The organism is Streptomyces zhaozhouensis (genome assembly GCF_900230195.1).
Classification (GTDB): Bacteria; Actinomycetota; Actinomycetes; order Streptomycetales; family Streptomycetaceae; genus Streptomyces; species Streptomyces zhaozhouensis.
In genome coordinates this window covers 142,172-159,222 of record NZ_OCNE01000014.1, presented here as the reverse complement: position 1 = coordinate 159,222, position 17,051 = coordinate 142,172, and the positions used below count along the sequence as shown (strand labels likewise).

The following is a 17,051-nucleotide window of genomic DNA, read 5'->3' as shown; positions in this document are numbered from 1 at the left end:
GCGATGAACCGCGCCACGTTCGATGCCACGCCACCGCCGGGCGGCTACGCCTCGGGGGTGCTGTCCACCGTGGGCGGCACCCCGCTGGTGGAGCTGACGAAGCTGCTGCCGGGCAGCGGGTTCCGCACGTTCGCCAAGTTGGAGGCGGCCAACCCCGGCGGCAGCATCAAGGACCGCTCGGCCGGCGCGATGGTCGCCGAGGCGGTCCGCACCGGCGCCGTCGTGCCGGGGCGCACGGTGGTGGTGGAGTCCAGCTCGGGCAACCTGGGCATCGGTCTCGCCCAGGCGTGCCGCTATCTCGGCCTCCGCTTCGTCTGCGTCGTCGACCCGAGGACCAATCCGCAGAACGTCGCGATCATGCGGGCGCTCGGCGCCGAGGTGCGCACCGTGGAGAGCGTCGACCCGGCCACCGGCGAGTACCTGCCGGCGCGCAAGCGGTACGTGCGCGACCTGGTCGACTCCCTGCCCGACGCCTACTGCCCCGACCAGTACGCCAACCCGCGCAACGCCTGGGCGCACCGCACCACCATGCGGGAGATCGTCGAGGCGCTCGAAGGGCGGCTCGACTACCTGCTGGTGACGGTCAGTTCGGCGGGGACGCTGCGGGGCTGCGCCGAGTACGCCAGGGAGGCGGGGCTGCCGGTGCGGATCGTGGCGGTGGACGCGGAGGCCAGCGCGATCTTCCGGCCGCCCGTCGGCCGCCGGCTGATCCCCGGGCACGGCGCCGCCGAGGCGCCCCGGCTCTATCGGCCGGGGCTCGCCGACGAGGTGGTCCACGTCAGCGACCTGGACTGCCTGGTCGGCTGCCGGCGGCTGGTCGGCCGCGAGGCGATCCTGGCCGGCGGCTCTTCCGGCGCGGTGGTCAGCGCCCTCACCCGGCTGAGCGCCCGTATCCCCGAGGGGGCGCGCTGCGCGCTGGTCTTCCCGGACAGCGGCGAGCGCTATCTCGACACCATCTACGACGACGCCTGGGTCACCGCCCACTTCGGCGACGTCGGCCAACTCTGGAAGGAAGACACCGTGGAGGTGGCCTCGTGCTGATCATCGGACACCGGGACGTCGAGCGGGTGCTCGACGGTGCCGAGGACGCCGTCCTCGCGGCGGTGCGCCACGCCTACCTGCGCCACGAGGCCGGGGACAGCGCGCTTCCGCACTCGGTCTTTCTCCGTTTCCCCGACAATCCGCACGACCGGATCATCGGACTTCCCGGCTATCTCGGTGGCGGCGAGGGGCGTCGCCCGGTCGCCGGACTGAAGTGGATCGCCTCCTTCCCGGGCAACGTCCCCGAGGGGCTGCCCCGCGCCTCGGCGACGATGATCCTCAACTCCCTGCTCACCGGCCGCCCGCTGGCCGTGCTGGAGAGCGCCACCATCTCGGCGCGCCGCACGGCGGCGAGCGCCGCCCTGGCCGCCGCCGCGCTGCCGGGCACGCCCCAGGACACCGGCGTGAGCCTGATCGGCTGCGGTGTGATCAACGCGGAGACGCTCCACTTTCTGCGGGTCACCCTGCCGAAGCTCGCCGAGGTGACCGTCTTCGACCTGGACCGCGAGCGGGCCGAGGCGTTCGCGGCGCGGTGCGCGCGGCGTTACGGCCCGGCGCTGACCGTGCGGGTCGCCGACCGCGTCGAGTCGGCGCTGGGCGCGCACCGGCTGGTCAGCGTCGCCACCACGGCCGCCGTGCCGCACCTCGACCTGGCGCCGTGCCGGCCGGGCACGCTGGTGCTGCACCTGTCGCTGCGCGACGTGCGGGTGCCGGCGGTGCTCGCCGCCGACAACGTGGTCGACGACCCCGACCATGTCTGCCGCGCCGCCACCTCCCTGCACCTGGCGGAACAGCGCGTCGGCCACCGGGAGTTCATCCGCGCCACCGTCGGCGCGCTGCTGCGCGCACCCGACCCGGCGCCGCGCGCGGCCGAACGGCTCACCGTCTTCTCGCCGTTCGGCCTCGGCGTGCTCGACCTGGCCGTCGCCGACCTGGTGCTGACCGGCGCCCAGCGCGCCGGACTCGGTGTCTCCGTCCCCGACTTCCTGCCCGACCCCGAGGCGGAGGAGGAGCCCTACTAGGTCGCCTCGGCCTAGCGGCCCCCCTCCGGAGCCGGCCGTCCCCACCCCCGGGGGACGGCCGGCTCCCACGCGTGCGCCGGGGCCGCCCCGGCACCGCGCCGTTCCGTCGCGCGGCCCTTCCTCCGCGACGCCGTTCCGCCACGCGGCCCCTCCTCCGCGACGCCGTTCCCCCGTTCCGCCACGCCGCCCCTCCTCCGTCCCGCCGCGACGAAATTGGGGGGCGATACCCCATGCGCGCGGCCGCCCGTTCGCCGACGCTGAACGCAGTGGCTCCCGGGGTCTCCCGGGGCCGAGACCATCAGGAGGAACCCCATGGGTGACCCGGTGCGCGTCAGCGTCGTCGCGACGGATCCCGTCCTTGAGGCCGGAACCCGCAGCGCCCTGGCTGCCAGCCCCGAGGTGTCCCTGTCCCCGTGCACCGCCCCCGAGGTCGCCGGGGACGCCCGGGTCGCGGTCGTGGTCGCCGACCAGGTGGCGCCCTCCGTGCTCGACCTGGTCCGGGAGATCAGGGACACCCCGCCGCGCCCCGAGGTCGTTCTCGTGGTCGCCGACCTGACCCCCGCCGAAGCCCTGCACGCGGTCGCCTCCGGCGTGCGCGGCGTGCTGCGCCGGCGCGAGGCCAGCGGCGCACGCCTGGCGCACACCGTGCTCGCCGTCGCCGGCGGCGACTGCACCGTCCCCATCGACCTGCTCGGCGAACTCCTGGGCACCGGCTGCGAACCCCCCGCCGCCGCCACCGCCTGGTCGGCGAACGGGCTGAGCGAACGCGAACGGGCCGTGCTGCGCCTGGTCGCGGACGGCATGGAGACCGGCGAGATCGCCAGGGAGCTGTGCTACTCCACCCGCACCGTGACCACCGTCGTGCACGACATCACCCACCGCTTCCGGCTGCGCAACCGCGCCCACGCCGTCGCCTACGCCCTCCGGGCCGGCCTGCTGTGAGCGCCCCGCCCCCGCCCCCGCCCGCCGCCGTCACCCTGCTCGCCGCGCCCGGCCGGCTGCGGACCACCGTCGCCACCGCGCTGCGCCACGCGGGCGTCGCACTCGCCCCGCGCGGCGCCCTCGCGGTCGCCGCCGGCGACAGCGTCCAGGACGCGCTGCGCGCGGGCCGCGCCGGACCCGCCGGGCCGCATCTGGTGATCGCCAACACCGTGCGGCCCGAGGGCACGCGCACCGCACTGCGCGCCGGCGTGCTCGTCATCCTCTCCCGCGACGAGGCCACTCCCGCGCGGCTGCGCGCGGCCGTGTGCTCCGCCCACCACGGCGAGGGCCGGATGTCGCACGACACCCTGGTCCGGGTGCTGGCCGGCGCCGGACGCGACCTGCCGCCGCCGGACTCCCCGCTGACCGCTCGGCAGACCGCCGTCCTGGCCCTGGTCGCCGAGGGCCAGGGCAACGCCGCCATCGCCCGCGCCCTGTGCTGCTCCGAGCACACGGTCAAGAACGTCCTCTACGACCTGATGGCCCGTCTCCAGGTCCGCAACCGCTCGCACGCCGTCGCCCGCGCCGTCCGCTCCGGCCTCATCTGAACGGGGCGGCGCCCCCGGCGCTCACCCCCGGCTGGTCTCCCGCTCCCGGGACGCGTTCCGGGCCCGCCCGGCCGGCTCGGTCCCGGCCTCGGGCCGCGGCCCCGGCGCGGGGGCGGTCTCGTCCGGCCGCTCGGAGCGGAAGGCCCAGCGGAGGTCCGGCTCGGTCACCGGGCGCAGCAGGCGGCGGACCGGCGGGGAGCACATCAGCGTGACGGCCAGCGCGGTGACCAGCGACAGCAGGACCGTGCCGGCCGGGTCGTGCGGCCAGGCGTAGGTCTCGAAGAAGCCGCCGTACTCGGCGCCGGTCAGCAGGAAGCCGTGCAGCAGATAGCCGCAGATCGTGCCGGCGCCCAGCACCGTGAACCAGGTGCGCCGCGCCGGCACCCACGCCAGGAACGCCGCCGTCAGCAGCATCGCGCAGCCGAAGAGGGCCAGGGACATGACCGGACCGTTCCACCAGGGCTCGCCCAACTCCTGGGCGCTGGCGCGGCGGTAGAACCAGTCGGTCTCCACGCGGGGCGCCGCCCAGTACGCGGTCAGCGCGGCGGCGGCCACCACCGGCACGGAAAGCAGCCGCACCTCGCGCCGCCGCACCCACTCCAGGTGCTCGCGCCGCAGGCACAGGCCCAGCACGAAGCACGGCAGGAACTGGAGCGTGCGCTGCAGGTCGAGGTCCTGCCCGATCGCCGGCGAGGTGGTGGCCAGCGCGGCCACCAGCAGCGCCAGCGGCAGCGGGTGCCGCAGCCGCCGCCACAGCGGGGCCGTCAGCCGCCAGACGAAGAGCGCCGCCAGGAACCAGGTCAGGTACCACGGGTCCAGCAGGCTGATCGGATGGTTCGGGTCCTCGCCGAAGCGGCGCTCGAAGAGCGAGTACGCCGTCTCGAAGACGACATAGGGCACCACCACGCCCGACACCAGCCGCCGCAGCTGGCGCGGGCTGCCGGTGAAACTCCGCGACAGGTAGCCGCAGATGAGGATGAACGCCGGCATGTGGAAGGTGTAGACGAAGAGGTACAGGGCCCGGAGCGTCTGGCTCTCCTCCAGCGGCTCCCAGGCGTGGCCGACCGCCACCAGGACGATCAGCAGGTACTTGGCGTTGTCGAGGAAGGCGTCCCGGCCGTCGGCCGGTGCGCGACCCTCGCGGGTCTGAGCGGGCGGACGCGGAGCGTGGGGGACGCCGGTCTGCGGTTCCTGCGGCACGGCTTCTCTTTCTCGTGAGGGAGCGGGGCGACTCACGAGACCCGGTGCGCTGCGCGCGGCGGAACGGCGGGGAACACGCCAGGTGGGGCTGACGTACCGACCAGCCCCTGCCAGGAGGCCGGACTGGGCCTCTGCCTGTCACCGTAACAGGAACGTTATCTACCCGGGCAAGCCCCCCGTCTCCCCTTCTCTGCCCGAAAGCGCACGGTATGCGGGGCTATATCCGTGCTCTTGACCCGGCCCCAGGGGCACGGTGTGAGTTGGGTCCACCCCCGGGGCGCCGCCCCCACCGCGCATCCTCCGACGCCTTGACCGGAAGGGAACGTCATGCTGACCCGGACCCGGAACCGCCCCTCGCGCCGCGCGCGGGCCGGCCTCGCCGCCACGGCGCTGCTGCTGCCGCTCGCCGCGTGCTCCTCGCAGGCCGGACAGGACGGGGAGGCGGACGACGGGGCGCGGCCGCCGGGACTGGAGGAGTTCCACGCGCAGGAGCTGGCGTGGGAGTCGTGCGCCGGGTACGCCAACACCGCCGACGAGTCGACCGTCTACGAGCTGGTCGAGGGGCTGGAGTGCGCCCTGCTGAGGGTGCCCCTCGACCACGAGGACCCCGGCGGTGAGACCCTGCGGCTGGCGGTCAACCGGGTGCCGGCCCGGGGCGAGGCGATCGGCTCCCTGGTGACCAACCCCGGCGGCCCCGGCGGCTCCGGCCTCTTCGGCGCCGCCACCACGAGCCTCGCGCTCGCCGAGACCCCGGTCACCGAACGCTTCGACGTGGTGGGCTTCGACCCGCGCGGGGTGGGCTCCTCGCAGCCCGCCGTCGACTGCTATTCCGACGCGGAGGCCGACACCGGCGACGTGCCGCTGAGCAGCCAGGGCAACACCGTCCAGTGGACCGAGGAGGACACCCGCGACCTGATGGAGCGCTGCGCCGAGGGCTCCGGCGGCATCGAGGTGCTCACCCGCGTCGGCAGCCGCGAGGTCGCGCGCGACATGGACATCCTGCGCGCCGTGCTCGGCGACGAGAAGCTGAACTTCCTCGGCCAGAGCTACGGCACGCGGCTCGGCGCCGTCTACGCGGAGCAGTTCCCGCGCCACGTGCGGGCCATGGTCCTGGACGGCGCGATCGACCCCGTCCAGGGCACGTTCGAACGCCGGATCGGCGCCTACGCCGGCTTCCAGGCCGCCTTCGAACGGATGGCGGCGGACTGCGCCGAACGCGGCGGCTGCCCGCTGGGCGACGTCCCCGGGCGGGCGACCGAGGTGTTCCAGGAGATCGTGCGCCCGCTCTTCGACGCGCCCGTGCCCGCGCTCGACCAGCGGCTCACCTTCGACGGCGCGGTCGGCGGGGTGATCGCCGGCCTCTACAGCGAGGAGTCCTGGCCGCTGATCACCGACGGCATCGCCGAACTCCGCGAGGGCAGGGGCGACATCCTGCTCCAGCTCTCCCGCGACTTCGCGGGCCGCGACGACCAGGGCGCCTGGCCCAACCTGTCCGAGGCCAACTACGCCGTCAACTGCGCGGACGAGGAACGGCTGACCCCCGAGCAGGGCGCCGCGCTCCGCACCGCCGCCCTGGAGTCCGCGCCGTTCACCGACCCCGGCGTCGACGTCACCGACGGCGTCCGCGACTCCTGCGAGCACTGGCCGGTCGAGCCCGGCCTCGGCTTCCCCTACGCGCAGGACATCGAGGGCCTGCCCGAGACCCTGGTCGTCTCGATCACCGGCGACCCCACCACCCCGCACCAGGGCGGCGTCAACCTCGCCGAGAGCCTCGGCGGCTCGCTGCTCACCGTCGAGGGCGAGGGCCACACCGTCGTCGGCTCCGGCGCCAACGCCTGCGTCAACGAGGCCGTCGCCGCCTACCTGGTCGACCTGACCGCCCCCGGGGAGGGCGCCACCTGCACCCGGTAAAGCGGGCCACGGCCCGCGCGGCGAGGACGTAGGCTCTCCGGGCCGTGTCGTCAACCGACCGTGAGGGAGCAGAGGTTCCATGACAACGTCCCGTCCGGAGGCCCCACCCGGGCCCGGCACCACCGGAGCCATCGAGGTCCAGGGAGCGCGCACGCACAACCTGCGTGACGTCTCCCTGCGGATCCCCCGGGACCGGGTCGTGGTCTTCACCGGCGTCAGCGGCAGCGGGAAGACCTCGCTCGCCCTCGACACCGTGCACAGCGAGGCCCAGCTCCGCTACCTGGAGGGCCTCTCGCCGTTCGTCCGCCAGTACATCAACCAGCGCAGCCGCCCCCAGGTCGACCGCATCACAGGCCTCGGCGCCACCCTCGCCGTCGACCAGCGCCGCACCAACCACAACCCGCGCTCCACGGTCGCCACCATCACCGGCATCGACGCCCATCTCGGGCTGCTCTACTCCCGGCTGCCCGGCCTGGCCGACGACGGGAGCGCCCCGGGGGCGACGCTCTCCACCGCCCACTTCGACCTGTTCAGCCCCGAGGGCGGCTGCGCGGAGTGCCACGGCGTCGGCGGCGCCTGGCGGGCCGCCGCCGACCTGATCATCGTCGACCCCGACCTGCCGCTCTTCCGGGGCGCCTCGCCCTGGTTCGCCAAGTGGCGTTCCGGCGAACACCACTTCGTGCAGGCCCTCGCCCACACACGCGGCATCGACATCGAGCGGCCCTGGCGCGACCTCCCCGCCGACTTCCGCGAGGCGGTGCTCCACGGCACCGGCGACGAGGTGGTCGACGCGACGTACGAGATCTCCTCCCGCCAGAACACCGGCACGTACACCTTCAGCGACAGCAGTCCGATGCGCGGCGCGCTCGCCGAGGTCGAACGCGTCGCCGCCAGGGCCTCCACGCCGAGCGCCAGGGAACGCTACCTGGCGTACATGCGCAAGGAGCCCTGTGCCCGCTGCGACGGCACCGGTTACGGGGAGGCCGCGCGGGGCGTGCTGCTCGGCGGCGTCACCTACGAGCGACTCGTCGCCCGCGAGGTGGACCGCGTCCACGCCTGGACCGACGCCGTGCCGGGGCCCCTCAACCGCGCCCAGCGCGAGGTGGCGGAGCCGCTGCTCGCCCAACTGCGGGGACGGCTGCGGGTGCTGCGGCGGCTCGGCGTCGGACACATCCAGCTCTCCCGACCGGCCGCCTCGCTCTCCGGCGGCGAGCTGCAACGCACCCGGCTGGCCGCCCAGCTCAACACGGACCTGACCGGCATCACCTTCGTCCTCGACGAGCCGGGCACCGGGCTCCACCCGGCCGACAAGGCCCATCTGCTGGACATCGTCGGCGAACTGCGCGACGCGGGGAACAGCGTCCTCCTCGTCGAGCACGACCCCGAGCTGATCGCCCGCGCCGACTGGGTCCTCGACATGGGCCCCGGCGCCGGCCGCGCCGGCGGGCGGCTGCTGGCCGCCGGCCCGCCCGCCGAGATCGCCCGCCATCCCGAGTCGGTCACCGGACGGTACCTCGCCGGCCGCGGCGCCCGGGTGGCGCGCGCCCCGCGCCCCGTCGCAGCCGGCACCGAGTGGCTGACGCTGCGCGGCGTGAAGGTCAACAACGTGACGGCCGACGAACTTCGCGTCCCGCTCGGCAGGTTGACATGCCTGACCGGTGTCAGCGGCAGCGGCAAGAGCAGCGTGCTGCGCGACGCGCTCGGCGCCGGCGTCACCGCGGCCCTCGCGGGGGAGGCCGCCGGCACCGTCGCCCGGGTCGAGGGCCTCGCCCCCCTCGACTGGCTCGCCGTCGTCGACCAGGAACCCATCGGCCGCACCCCGCGCTCCAACCCGGCCACCTACTCCAAGGCGTTCGACGCGATCCGCCGGCTCTTCGCCGGCACCGAACGCGCCCGCGCGCTCGGCCTGAGCGCCTCCGCGTTCTCCTTCAACGCCGCCGGCGGGCGGTGCGAGGCGTGCACCGGCTACGGCCGCAAGCTGGTCGACATGCACTTCCTGCCGGACGTGTGGGTGGTCTGCGACGCGTGCGGGGGCCGCAGGTTCACCCCCGAGGTGCTGTCCGTCCGGCACCGGGGGCTGAGCGTCGACCAGGTGCTCGCCCTGACCGTCGCCGAGGCCGTCGAGCACTTCACCGAGCCGGCGCCGCTGGCCACCGCGCTGCGCTCGCTGGACCGCGTCGGCCTCGGCTACCTTCCGCTCGGGCAGAGCGCCACCGACCTGTCGGGCGGGGAGGCGCAGCGGCTCAAGCTCGCGGGCGCCATCCAGCGCGGCACCCGGGGACGCGGCGCCGGGCTGGTCCTGATGGACGAGCCGGTCTCCGGGCTGCACCCGGCCGACATCCAGCGCATGGTCGACGCCCTGGAGACGCTGCTGGAGGCGGGCAACACCGTCGTCATCGCCGAGCACGACCTCCATCTCGCCGCCCGCTGCGACTGGTTGGTGGACCTCGGCCCCGGCGCCGGCGCCCTCGGGGGCCGGATCACGGCCCAGGGCACCCCCGAGGAGGTGGCGGCCGGCACCGGCGCCACCGCCGGCTATCTGCGCCGGGTCGCCGCCGGCACGCCCCTGCTGGCGCCCGCCGACTGACCCCCGCTCAGCCGGGGCCCGCGCCGCCCTCGAACGCCCCGGCCTCCCCGGGACCCTCGAGGGCGAGCGCGATCCAGATGCACTTGCCGTCCTCGGTGAAGAACGAGCCCCACGCCTCCGCCGTCTGCGCGACCAGCAGCAGCCCCCGGCCCTCCTCCGCCAGCAGGTTCAACGGCCGCAGCCGGGGCGCCGACTGACTGCGGTCGTACACCTCCACGACCAGCCGGTCCGTCAGGCGCAGCAGCCGCAGGCGGATGGGGCCCGAGGCGTGCCGCACCGTGTTGCTCACCAGCTCGCTCACCGACAACTCGGCGACGAACGCCAGGCTCTCCAGGCCCAGTTCGGCCAGCCGCCCCGTCAGCCAACGCCGCGCCAGCCCCGCCGAGGCCGGGGCGCACGGCAGCTCGGTCGTCGCCTGCCGTCCCGGCGGCAGCCGGTCGAGCCGGGCCAGCAGCAGCGCGGCGCCGCTCTCCGGCGGCTCGTCCAGCGTCTCCCAGACCCGTGCGCAGCCCTCCTCCAGCAGCGGCAGCGCCCGCTCCGCCGGCGCCCCCGCCGCCGCCTCCAGCGCGCCGGCCGGCACCGGCGCCGGCCGTTCGCCCGCCCCGTCCTCGGTGAGGGACGCGGTGGAGACGCACAGCAGCGAGCCGGGGGCCACCTCGGTCCGGTAGGTCGTGTACGGGATGGCCGAGGCCCCCAGCGGCACCCCGACCGGGACCCGGCACACCTCCGTGCGGCCGTCCGGCGACGTCAGCAGCGGAACGGGGTGGCCGGCGCTGAGTGCGTCCATCCGCCCGCTGGTCGCGTCGTAGAGGGCGAGGAGAAGCGTGGGGCAGGGCGCCTCCGGGTCGCGCGCCAGCCTGTTCACCACCTCGCACTCGCTGACCTGCGCCGCCAGCTCGTCCAACGGCTGGTCCAGCCGCGCCAGTTCGGAGACCGTGGTGCGCAACTGCCCCATCGCGACGGCCGCCTCCAGCCCGTCGCGGCCGATGCTCGCGCTGATCAGCAGCGTTCGCGCGCTCGGCAGCGGCAGTGCCGCGCTCCAGGAGCCGAACCTGTCGGCCTGGCGCAGCGGGTGTCGCCGCGCCGCCGCCGTCACCCCGACCGGCGTCGGCAGTTCCCACGGGCGCAGCGCCTCCCGCAGCGCCTGCGCCCTGGAGTGCTCCCGGTCGAACAGCCGCCCGCGTTCCAACGACTGGGCCAGCAGCCCGCCGAGCGTCGCCAGCAGACTGCTCTCCTCGGTGCCCAGGTCGTGCGGCTGGTTCCATGACAGGACGCAGTGCCCCACCTTCTCGTTGGCGACGGCCAGCGGCAACGAGAACCACGCCTGCCGCCCGCCCGCCCGCACCACGTCCGCGATCTCCGGGCGCCGCCTGGCCAGCTCCTCGGGGGAGCCGAAGAAGGTGGGCGCCTCCGAGGCGGGGAACCGCCGGCCCAGATGCGCCACCCGGCTCTCCTCCAACTCCCGCAGCCGCTCCGGGGCGTACCCGACGGAGCCGATCAGCTCGGTCGCGTCGGCCTGGTACTGGTAGACGAGCAGCCCGTCCGCGCCGACCATCGGCAGCACGTGCTCCGCGACGGCCGCCGCCGCGTCCCTGGCCCGCACCGCGCGGGCCATCGCCTCCCGGAAGCGGTCCACCTGCTGGGCGCGCAGCACCGCCGCCCGCTCCGCGTCGTGCTGGGCGCTGATGTCCATCAACTGGACCGCGATGTGCTCCCCGATGCGCCCCGAGCGGGCTCGCCAGGCACGCGGCGCCGGCGCCTCGGCCGCCGGGGCGGTGAACTCGTGGGTGACCAGCCTCCCGGCCGACGCGAACGCGGCGTCCAGGACGGCCCGCGCGTTCTCCTCGCCCGCACGACCGCCGAGGAACCAACCCGCCACGTCCTCGGGACGGTCGGGGGCGTACGTCGCGGCCATCGCGTTCGCCGCCCGGTTGGACCAGATCACCTCGCGGTCGGCCAGAAAGGTGTAGAGCGGGTCGGGATGGTTCTCCAGCAGCGTCGGCAGCCACTGGAGCACCGAGTGCGAGGAGGTGATGTCCCAGGAGTGCCCCTCCAACCGGGTCGGCACGCCCCGCGCGTCGAACCGGAACTGGCCGCGCAACGACAGCCAGTTGCTGTGCCCCGAGGTGTCCCGCACGCGGAACTCCACGGCCAGCACCCGCCGTTCGGCGATGGCCCGCCGCACGTCGGCCTCCACCGCGGGCCGGTCGTCCGGGTGGACCCTGGCCATCAGGGTCCCGGCCCTGTGGTCCCAGCGCTCCGGGTCGAGACCGGCGAGCAGCAGCAGCGGCGCCGCCTCCGGTCCGTGCTCCATCAACCCCGTCGCCAGGTCCCAGGACCACATCGCCACCGGAACGCTCCGCGTGCGCGACGCGGCCGTCGGCGTCGGCCGCCGCCACGGCGTCGGCTCCCCGGGGCGCTGGTGGGCGACCGACCCCAGGCGTTCGCCGGCCACCTCGGCCAGCCGCCGCAGAAACGCGCGCCGCGCCTCCGGCGGGTCGGCCGTCAGCACGGACAGCACACCCACCGGCCCGTCGTCGCCCCACACCGGCAGCGCCAGCACCCCGACGCGCTCCACCGCGCCCCAGGCCGAGCCCTCCGGCTCGCCGCCGGGCGGCCACGCGGCCGCCCAGCGGGGCGCGCCGTCGCGCAACGCGGCGGCGGGCGCGGTGGGGGAGTCCTCCGGCAGCCGGTCCCAGCGGCCGGCGACCGTGACCGGCAGTCCGACCACGGTCGCCAGCCGCAGGGGAACGCCCTCGCCCTGGCGGAGGTGGGCGAAGCCCCCGAGGCCGCCGGTGCCGGCGACGGCGTGCTGCACCGCCAGCCGCAACAGCTCCACCTCGGCGGTGACCTCGGCGCCGGCCAGCGTCCCGAGGCGAATCAGATCCGCAGCATCATCAAACAAGCGAAGCTCCGCGACGCGCTGGTGGGGTGACACACCGTCATAACACGGCGGCGTGCCCACACCCCCCGGGAACGCGGACCGTCCCCCGCCCATCCCCCCCAACGGGCGACCGCGCCGATGCCGGGCGAGGGGCGCGGGCGACTACTGACCCGGGGGGCCGGGTGGGTGGCCGTCCCCGCCCCGGTGGTGGTTCGCTCGCGCCGTTCCCCGCGCCCCCGCACCGCCGGTGGGCGGCGTGGGGCGCGGGGGAACCGCGCGGCGCGTGCGCGGCGGGCCGCCGGCGACAACCGCGCCGCACCGGCACGGCGGGTGGTCCTCCGCGCCCCGTCGCACCGGCGACTCGGCGACTCAGCGGGGCAGCCGCGCCTCGATCGCCGCCACCAGCTCGCTGTCCTCCGGCTCGGTACGCGGCCGGAAGCGGGCGAAGGGCTCGCCCTCCGGCGAGATCAGGAACTTCTCGAAGTTCCACTGCACGTCACCGGCCTCGCCCGAGGCGTCCGCGACCCCCGCCAGCTCCTCGTACAGCGGATGCCGCCCCGGGCCGTTGACCTCGATCCGTTCGAACATGGGGAACGTCACCCCGTACGTCGTGGAGCAGAAGGTGCGGATCTCCTCCGAGGAGCCCGGCTCCTGGCCCGCGAACTGGTTGCACGGGAAGCCGAGGACCCGGAACCCGCGCTCCGCGTACCGCTCGTGGAGCCGTTCCAGCCCGGCGTACTGCGGCGTGAGACCGCAGCGCGACGCCACGTTGACCACCAGCAGCAGGTCGCCGCGGAAGGCGTCCAGCGAGGTGTCCTCGCCGTCGAGGGTCCGCAGTCGGGTGTCGTACAGATGCGTCACGGTCACTCCCAGTCGTGGGTCGGTCGTTCGGCGCGCGGATGCGCCTTCTCGCAACGTCCGGGGGCGCCCGGGTGTTTCAGCGCCCCCGCCCCGGCGCGTCGCGGAAGCTCACCCGCGAGGCGGACCGTGGCGGCAACCCGTCGCCCGGCGACCCGGACGCCCCCGGCGGCGACCTGGGGACCCTACGACGACGAGGGGCCGGACGGCACGCGACGCGCGCCGTCCGGCCCCTCCGCCGGCCGCCGTTCCCGGTCAGCCCCTCGACGCGTCAGCCCTTCAACGAGCCGGCCATCAGCCCGCCGAGGAACCAGCGCCCCAGCACGATGTAGACGATCAACGTCGGGAACGACGCGATCAGCGCGCCCGCCATGCTCGCCGAGTAGTCCTGGAGCTGACCGCTGGCCAGGAAGTTCAGCGAGATGGTGACGGGGCCGTTGCGCGCGTTCGAGAAGAACAGCGCGAACAGGTAGTCGTTCCACGCCGACGTGAACTGCCAGATCAACGTGACGACGAACGCCGGCACCGACAGGGGAAGCACCACCGACCGGAACGTCCGCAGCATCCCCGCGCCGTCGACGCGCGCCGCCTCGATCATCTCCTGCGGCACGCCCGCGTAGTAGTTGCGGAAGATCAACGTGGTGATCGGCAGACCGAAGACCACGTGCAGCACGATCAGGCTCGGCACGCCGCTCTGCACGCCCAGGTCCTGCATCAGCTCGATCAGCGGGATCATCACCGCCTGGTAGGGGATGAACATCCCGAACAGGATCAGCGTGAACACCAGGTTGGCGCCGGGGAAGCGCCACCGGGAGAGCACGAACCCGTTCATCGCGCCCAGGCAGGCGCTGATCAGCGACGCGGGGATCACCAGCGCGAACGTCCGCCCCAGCGCGGGCGACAACTGCTCCCACGCCGTCCGCCACCCGTCCAGGTGCAGCTCGGTCGGCGGCAGCCACGCGCGGTCCGGGCTGGCGTCGCCCGGTCCCTTGAAGCTGGTCACCAGCAGCACGTAGACCGGCATCATCACGATGACCAGGAAGAACAACAACAGGCCGTAGCGCAGCACCTGGATGCCACGGCTCCGCCGGGCGCGCGCCGACTTCGACGGGGAGGCCGGCGCCGGAGCCACGGGCTGCGGCGCGGTCGAGACCGTGCTCATCGGTTGCGCTCCTGTCGGTAGGTGTAGACGAGATACGGCACGATGAGCACCGCGACGATCAGCAGCAGCACCGTGCCGATGGCCGCCGAGAGCGCGTAGTCGCCCCGTGTGAACTCGATCCACATCTGGGTCGCCGGCACCTGCGTCGTGTAGTTCGTCTGGCCGGCGATCGCCATCACCAGGTCGAACACCTTCAGCGACATGTGCCCCACGATGATGATCGCGGACAGCGCGACCGGGCTCAGCTGCGGGAAGATCACGTGCCGGTACAGCTGCCACTCGGTGACGCCGTCCACGCGGGCCGCCTCGCGCAACTCCTCGGGCACGCCGCGGAACCCGGCCAGGAACAGCGCCATCACATACCCCGACAGCTGCCAGATCGCCGGCAGTGTCAGCGCGAGGATGCCCCAGTTCTCGTCGCTCCACCAGGAGTTCTGGAGGAACCCGAGCCCGGTCGACTCCAACAGCCGGTTGATGCCGGAGGCCCGTTCGCCCTCCGCGCTGTTGAGCAGCCAGCGCCACACCACACCCGAGGCGATGAACGAGACCGCCATCGGGAAGAGGTAGATGGTCCGGAACACGCCCTCACCGCGGGCGCCCCGCTCCAGCAGCCAGGCCCACAGGAAACCGAAGAACAGCGCGCCGACCAGGAACGCCAGCGTGTACATGAGCAGGTTGCCCAGCGCGTGCTGGAAGTCCTCGTCGGAGAAGAGGGCCTTGTAGTTGTCGAGGCCCACATAGCCGTCGGCGGGGGCGCGGGAGTGGCGGTCGGTCAGCGAGGTGTTGACGTTGACGGCTATCAGGCCGTAGACGAACACCCCGACCAGCACGACCGACGGCGCGATGAGCAGCAACGGCGGTCCGTAATTCTGGAGCCGTCGGCGCATGCTTCACCTCCAAGGGATCAGAAGGAGTCAAGGGGGCCGGTCCGGAACGGACCGGCCCCCGGTGCCTGTCGGTCAGTCGGCGAGCTGGGCCTCGGCCGTCGCGGCCAGGTCCTCCTGGAGCGAGGCCACGTCACCACCGCTGCCGAACTGGCTGATGGACGAGGTGATGTCGGTCAGCCAGCTGACCGAGGCGGCCGAACCGTGCGCCAGCGAGGAGACGATCGGGTCCTGCGCGAACGACTCGATGGCGGTCTGCTGGTACTCGCCGAACTCGGAGGTGTCCGCCTCCAGGTTGGCCGGGATGGAGCCCTTGGCCGCGTTGAACGCCTGCTGGCCCTCGGCGCTGGCGACGGTGTCCAGCCAGGCGCGCGAGGCGTCCGGGTTCGGGGCGCCGACGGGCAGCGTGAACGAGTCGGCCAGGAAGTCGAAGACGCCGTCGGTGCCGGGCACCGGGAAGGTGGTGTAGTCCTCGCCGAAGACCTTGTCCTGCGAGGCGAAGGCCGCCTCCGCCCAGTCGCCCATCACGTTGAAAGCGGCGGTGCCGTCGATGACCTGCTGGGTCGCGTCCGGCCAGTCCAGGGACTGGCGGTCGGAGTTGGTGAAGCCGAGCAGCGTCTCGTAGTGCTCCAGCGCGCCGGTCACCTCCGCGCCCGCCCAGTCGGTGGTGCCGTCCCACAGGCCGTTGTACGCCTCGACGCCGAGGTCGGCGAGGAGCACGGTCTCCAGCAGGTGGACCTGGGTCCAGTCCATGCCGATCGACAGCGGGGTGATGCCCGCCTCCTCGATCTTCTCCAGGTCCGCGATCCAGGCGTCCAGGTCCGCGTACTCGGCGTTGGGGTCGACCCCGGCCTCCTCCAGCGCCGCGGGGTTGGCCCACACCACGTTGGCGCGGTGGATGTTGGAGGGCACCGAGTAGTACTCGCCCTCCTGCTCGATCTGCTCCAGCAGGCTCTCGGGGAAGAGCTGGTCCCAGCCCTCCTCGGCGTAGGCGTCGGTGAGCGGCTCGATGTCGCCCTGCTCGATGTAGTCGGTCAGCTCGGCACCGGCGTGCGCCTGGAAGGTGCCGGGCGGGTCGTTGGTCTGGAGCCGGGAGGCGAGCACGTTCTTCGCGTCGCTGCCGGCGCCGCCGGCGACCGCGCCGTTGACGAACTTCAGGTCGGAGTGCTGCTCCTCGAAGACGCCGACGAGCGCGTCCAGGCCCTCCTTCTCACTGCCCTGGGCCCACCAGGTGAAGACCTCCACCTCGCCCTCGCCGGTGCCGGAGCCGCCGTCGGAACCGCAGGCGGTCGCGCCGAACGCGGTGACCAGTGCCACCGTCGCCGCGCCTATGCACCGGCTTCTGGTCGTCCTGCCTCGGATCTTCATCGTTCCTCCGGTTCTCCATGGCGTGCCCACGGGCTCCACGGCCCGAGGTGGTGGCGGTCTCGGCACCGTGGGACGGACGGGAACCGAGGCCGTGCGGCCGGCCCCCGGGCCGGGGCTCGGGCGACCGTGTGTGACAACGGCTGGCTCACGAGGGTCAACGCGGGCACGGGCGCGACGCGTCGACCACGCGTGCGCCCGGCAGCGGCGAGCGACCGTGAACACCGCCTTGATCAGCGGCGGCGGGACGCGATGGGGGCGTCGTCCGGTACGCTCCGAGCGCCCTTCCCGCCCCGTCCAGTCGGTCCTGAACGGCCGTTGACATCGATGTCACGACGCAAGAGTCTGACGACCCCGCCACGGGCTGTCAAGGTCGATTCTGTTACGGCTTGTTGATCGATGGTGTTATGAGGTCGGTCGAAACAAGCACATGTGAGAGTGGGTGGTGACCGTTTCGGTGGCAACTCGCGCCCGGTTCACGGCCGATCGCCGAGGTCGTCCGCGCGTCGGGCGCCGGGGATGACTCACGATGTCGTGACGGGGTGAAGGGGCGGGGCGTTCCCCACGCGGGGTGCGCGCGGGTGCGAACGGCGGAGCGTTTCCGGACA

12 protein-coding genes are annotated in these 17,051 nt (G+C 74.0%); 6 read left to right on the top strand and 6 right to left on the bottom strand.

Annotated elements, in window-relative coordinates:
- Positions 1-3 precede the first annotated feature (3 nt).
- The 4 genes from sbnA to CRP51_RS19615 all read left to right on the top strand — a co-directional run bounded on the left by sbnA (position 4) and on the right by CRP51_RS19615 (position 3,592).
- Positions 4-1,041 (top strand): 2,3-diaminopropionate biosynthesis protein SbnA, encoded by a 1,038-nt coding sequence (gene sbnA / locus CRP51_RS19630; RefSeq protein ID WP_097232578.1) that lies wholly within the window; start codon positions 4-6, stop codon positions 1,039-1,041.
- The gene (gene sbnB / locus CRP51_RS19625; protein WP_097232577.1) at positions 1,035-2,063 is read left to right on the top strand and encodes a 2,3-diaminopropionate biosynthesis protein SbnB; all 1,029 of its coding nucleotides are present in this window, start codon (positions 1,035-1,037) and stop codon (positions 2,061-2,063) included. Before sbnA ends, sbnB begins: the two co-directional genes overlap by 7 nt.
- Positions 2,064-2,375: 312 nt before the next feature.
- Positions 2,376-3,005, top strand: coding sequence for a helix-turn-helix transcriptional regulator (locus CRP51_RS19620; protein ID WP_097232576.1), 630 nt, complete (start codon positions 2,376-2,378; stop codon positions 3,003-3,005).
- On the top strand, positions 3,002-3,592 hold the full coding sequence (locus CRP51_RS19615) for a helix-turn-helix transcriptional regulator (RefSeq protein ID WP_097232575.1): 591 nt from the start codon (positions 3,002-3,004) through the stop codon (positions 3,590-3,592). The genes CRP51_RS19620 and CRP51_RS19615 overlap by 4 nt, the downstream gene beginning before the upstream one ends.
- 21 nt (positions 3,593-3,613) lie before the next feature.
- Here CRP51_RS19615 and CRP51_RS19610 read toward each other — a convergent pair whose 3' ends face one another.
- Complete coding sequence (locus CRP51_RS19610) at positions 3,614-4,792, bottom strand: acyltransferase family protein (RefSeq protein WP_342749075.1); 1,179 nt, start codon at positions 4,790-4,792, stop codon at positions 3,614-3,616.
- 327 nt (positions 4,793-5,119) lie between these two features.
- On the opposite strand from CRP51_RS19610, the gene CRP51_RS19605 reads away from it, so the two are divergent.
- On the top strand, positions 5,120-6,703 hold the full coding sequence (locus CRP51_RS19605) for an alpha/beta hydrolase (RefSeq protein ID WP_170970611.1): 1,584 nt from the start codon (positions 5,120-5,122) through the stop codon (positions 6,701-6,703).
- Between the two features lie 79 nt (positions 6,704-6,782).
- Complete coding sequence (locus tag CRP51_RS19600) at positions 6,783-9,290, top strand: excinuclease ABC subunit UvrA (protein ID WP_097232573.1); 2,508 nt, start codon at positions 6,783-6,785, stop codon at positions 9,288-9,290.
- A gap of 7 nt (positions 9,291-9,297) precedes the next feature.
- On the opposite strand, the gene CRP51_RS30015 is transcribed toward CRP51_RS19600, so the two are convergent.
- The 5 genes from CRP51_RS30015 to CRP51_RS19575 all read right to left on the bottom strand — a co-directional run bounded on the left by CRP51_RS30015 (position 9,298) and on the right by CRP51_RS19575 (position 16,446).
- A complete protein-coding gene (locus CRP51_RS30015; RefSeq protein WP_097232572.1) occupies positions 9,298-12,195 on the bottom strand; it encodes a SpoIIE family protein phosphatase in 2,898 nt (965 codons plus the stop codon).
- Positions 12,196-12,543: 348 nt separating this feature from the next.
- Positions 12,544-13,035, bottom strand: coding sequence for a glutathione peroxidase (locus CRP51_RS19590; protein ID WP_170970610.1), 492 nt, complete (start codon positions 13,033-13,035; stop codon positions 12,544-12,546).
- A 268-nt stretch (positions 13,036-13,303) separates the two neighbouring features.
- The gene (locus CRP51_RS19585; RefSeq protein WP_097232571.1) at positions 13,304-14,194 is read right to left on the bottom strand and encodes a carbohydrate ABC transporter permease; all 891 of its coding nucleotides are present in this window, start codon (positions 14,192-14,194) and stop codon (positions 13,304-13,306) included.
- Positions 14,191-15,081, bottom strand: a complete 891-nt coding sequence (locus CRP51_RS19580; RefSeq protein ID WP_097232570.1) for a carbohydrate ABC transporter permease — start codon at positions 15,079-15,081, stop codon at positions 14,191-14,193. Before CRP51_RS19580 ends, CRP51_RS19585 begins: the two co-directional genes overlap by 4 nt.
- A 72-nt stretch (positions 15,082-15,153) precedes the next feature.
- Positions 15,154-16,446 (bottom strand): ABC transporter substrate-binding protein, encoded by a 1,293-nt coding sequence (locus CRP51_RS19575; RefSeq protein ID WP_097232569.1) that lies wholly within the window; start codon positions 16,444-16,446, stop codon positions 15,154-15,156.
- Positions 16,447-17,051: the final 605 nt, after the last annotated feature.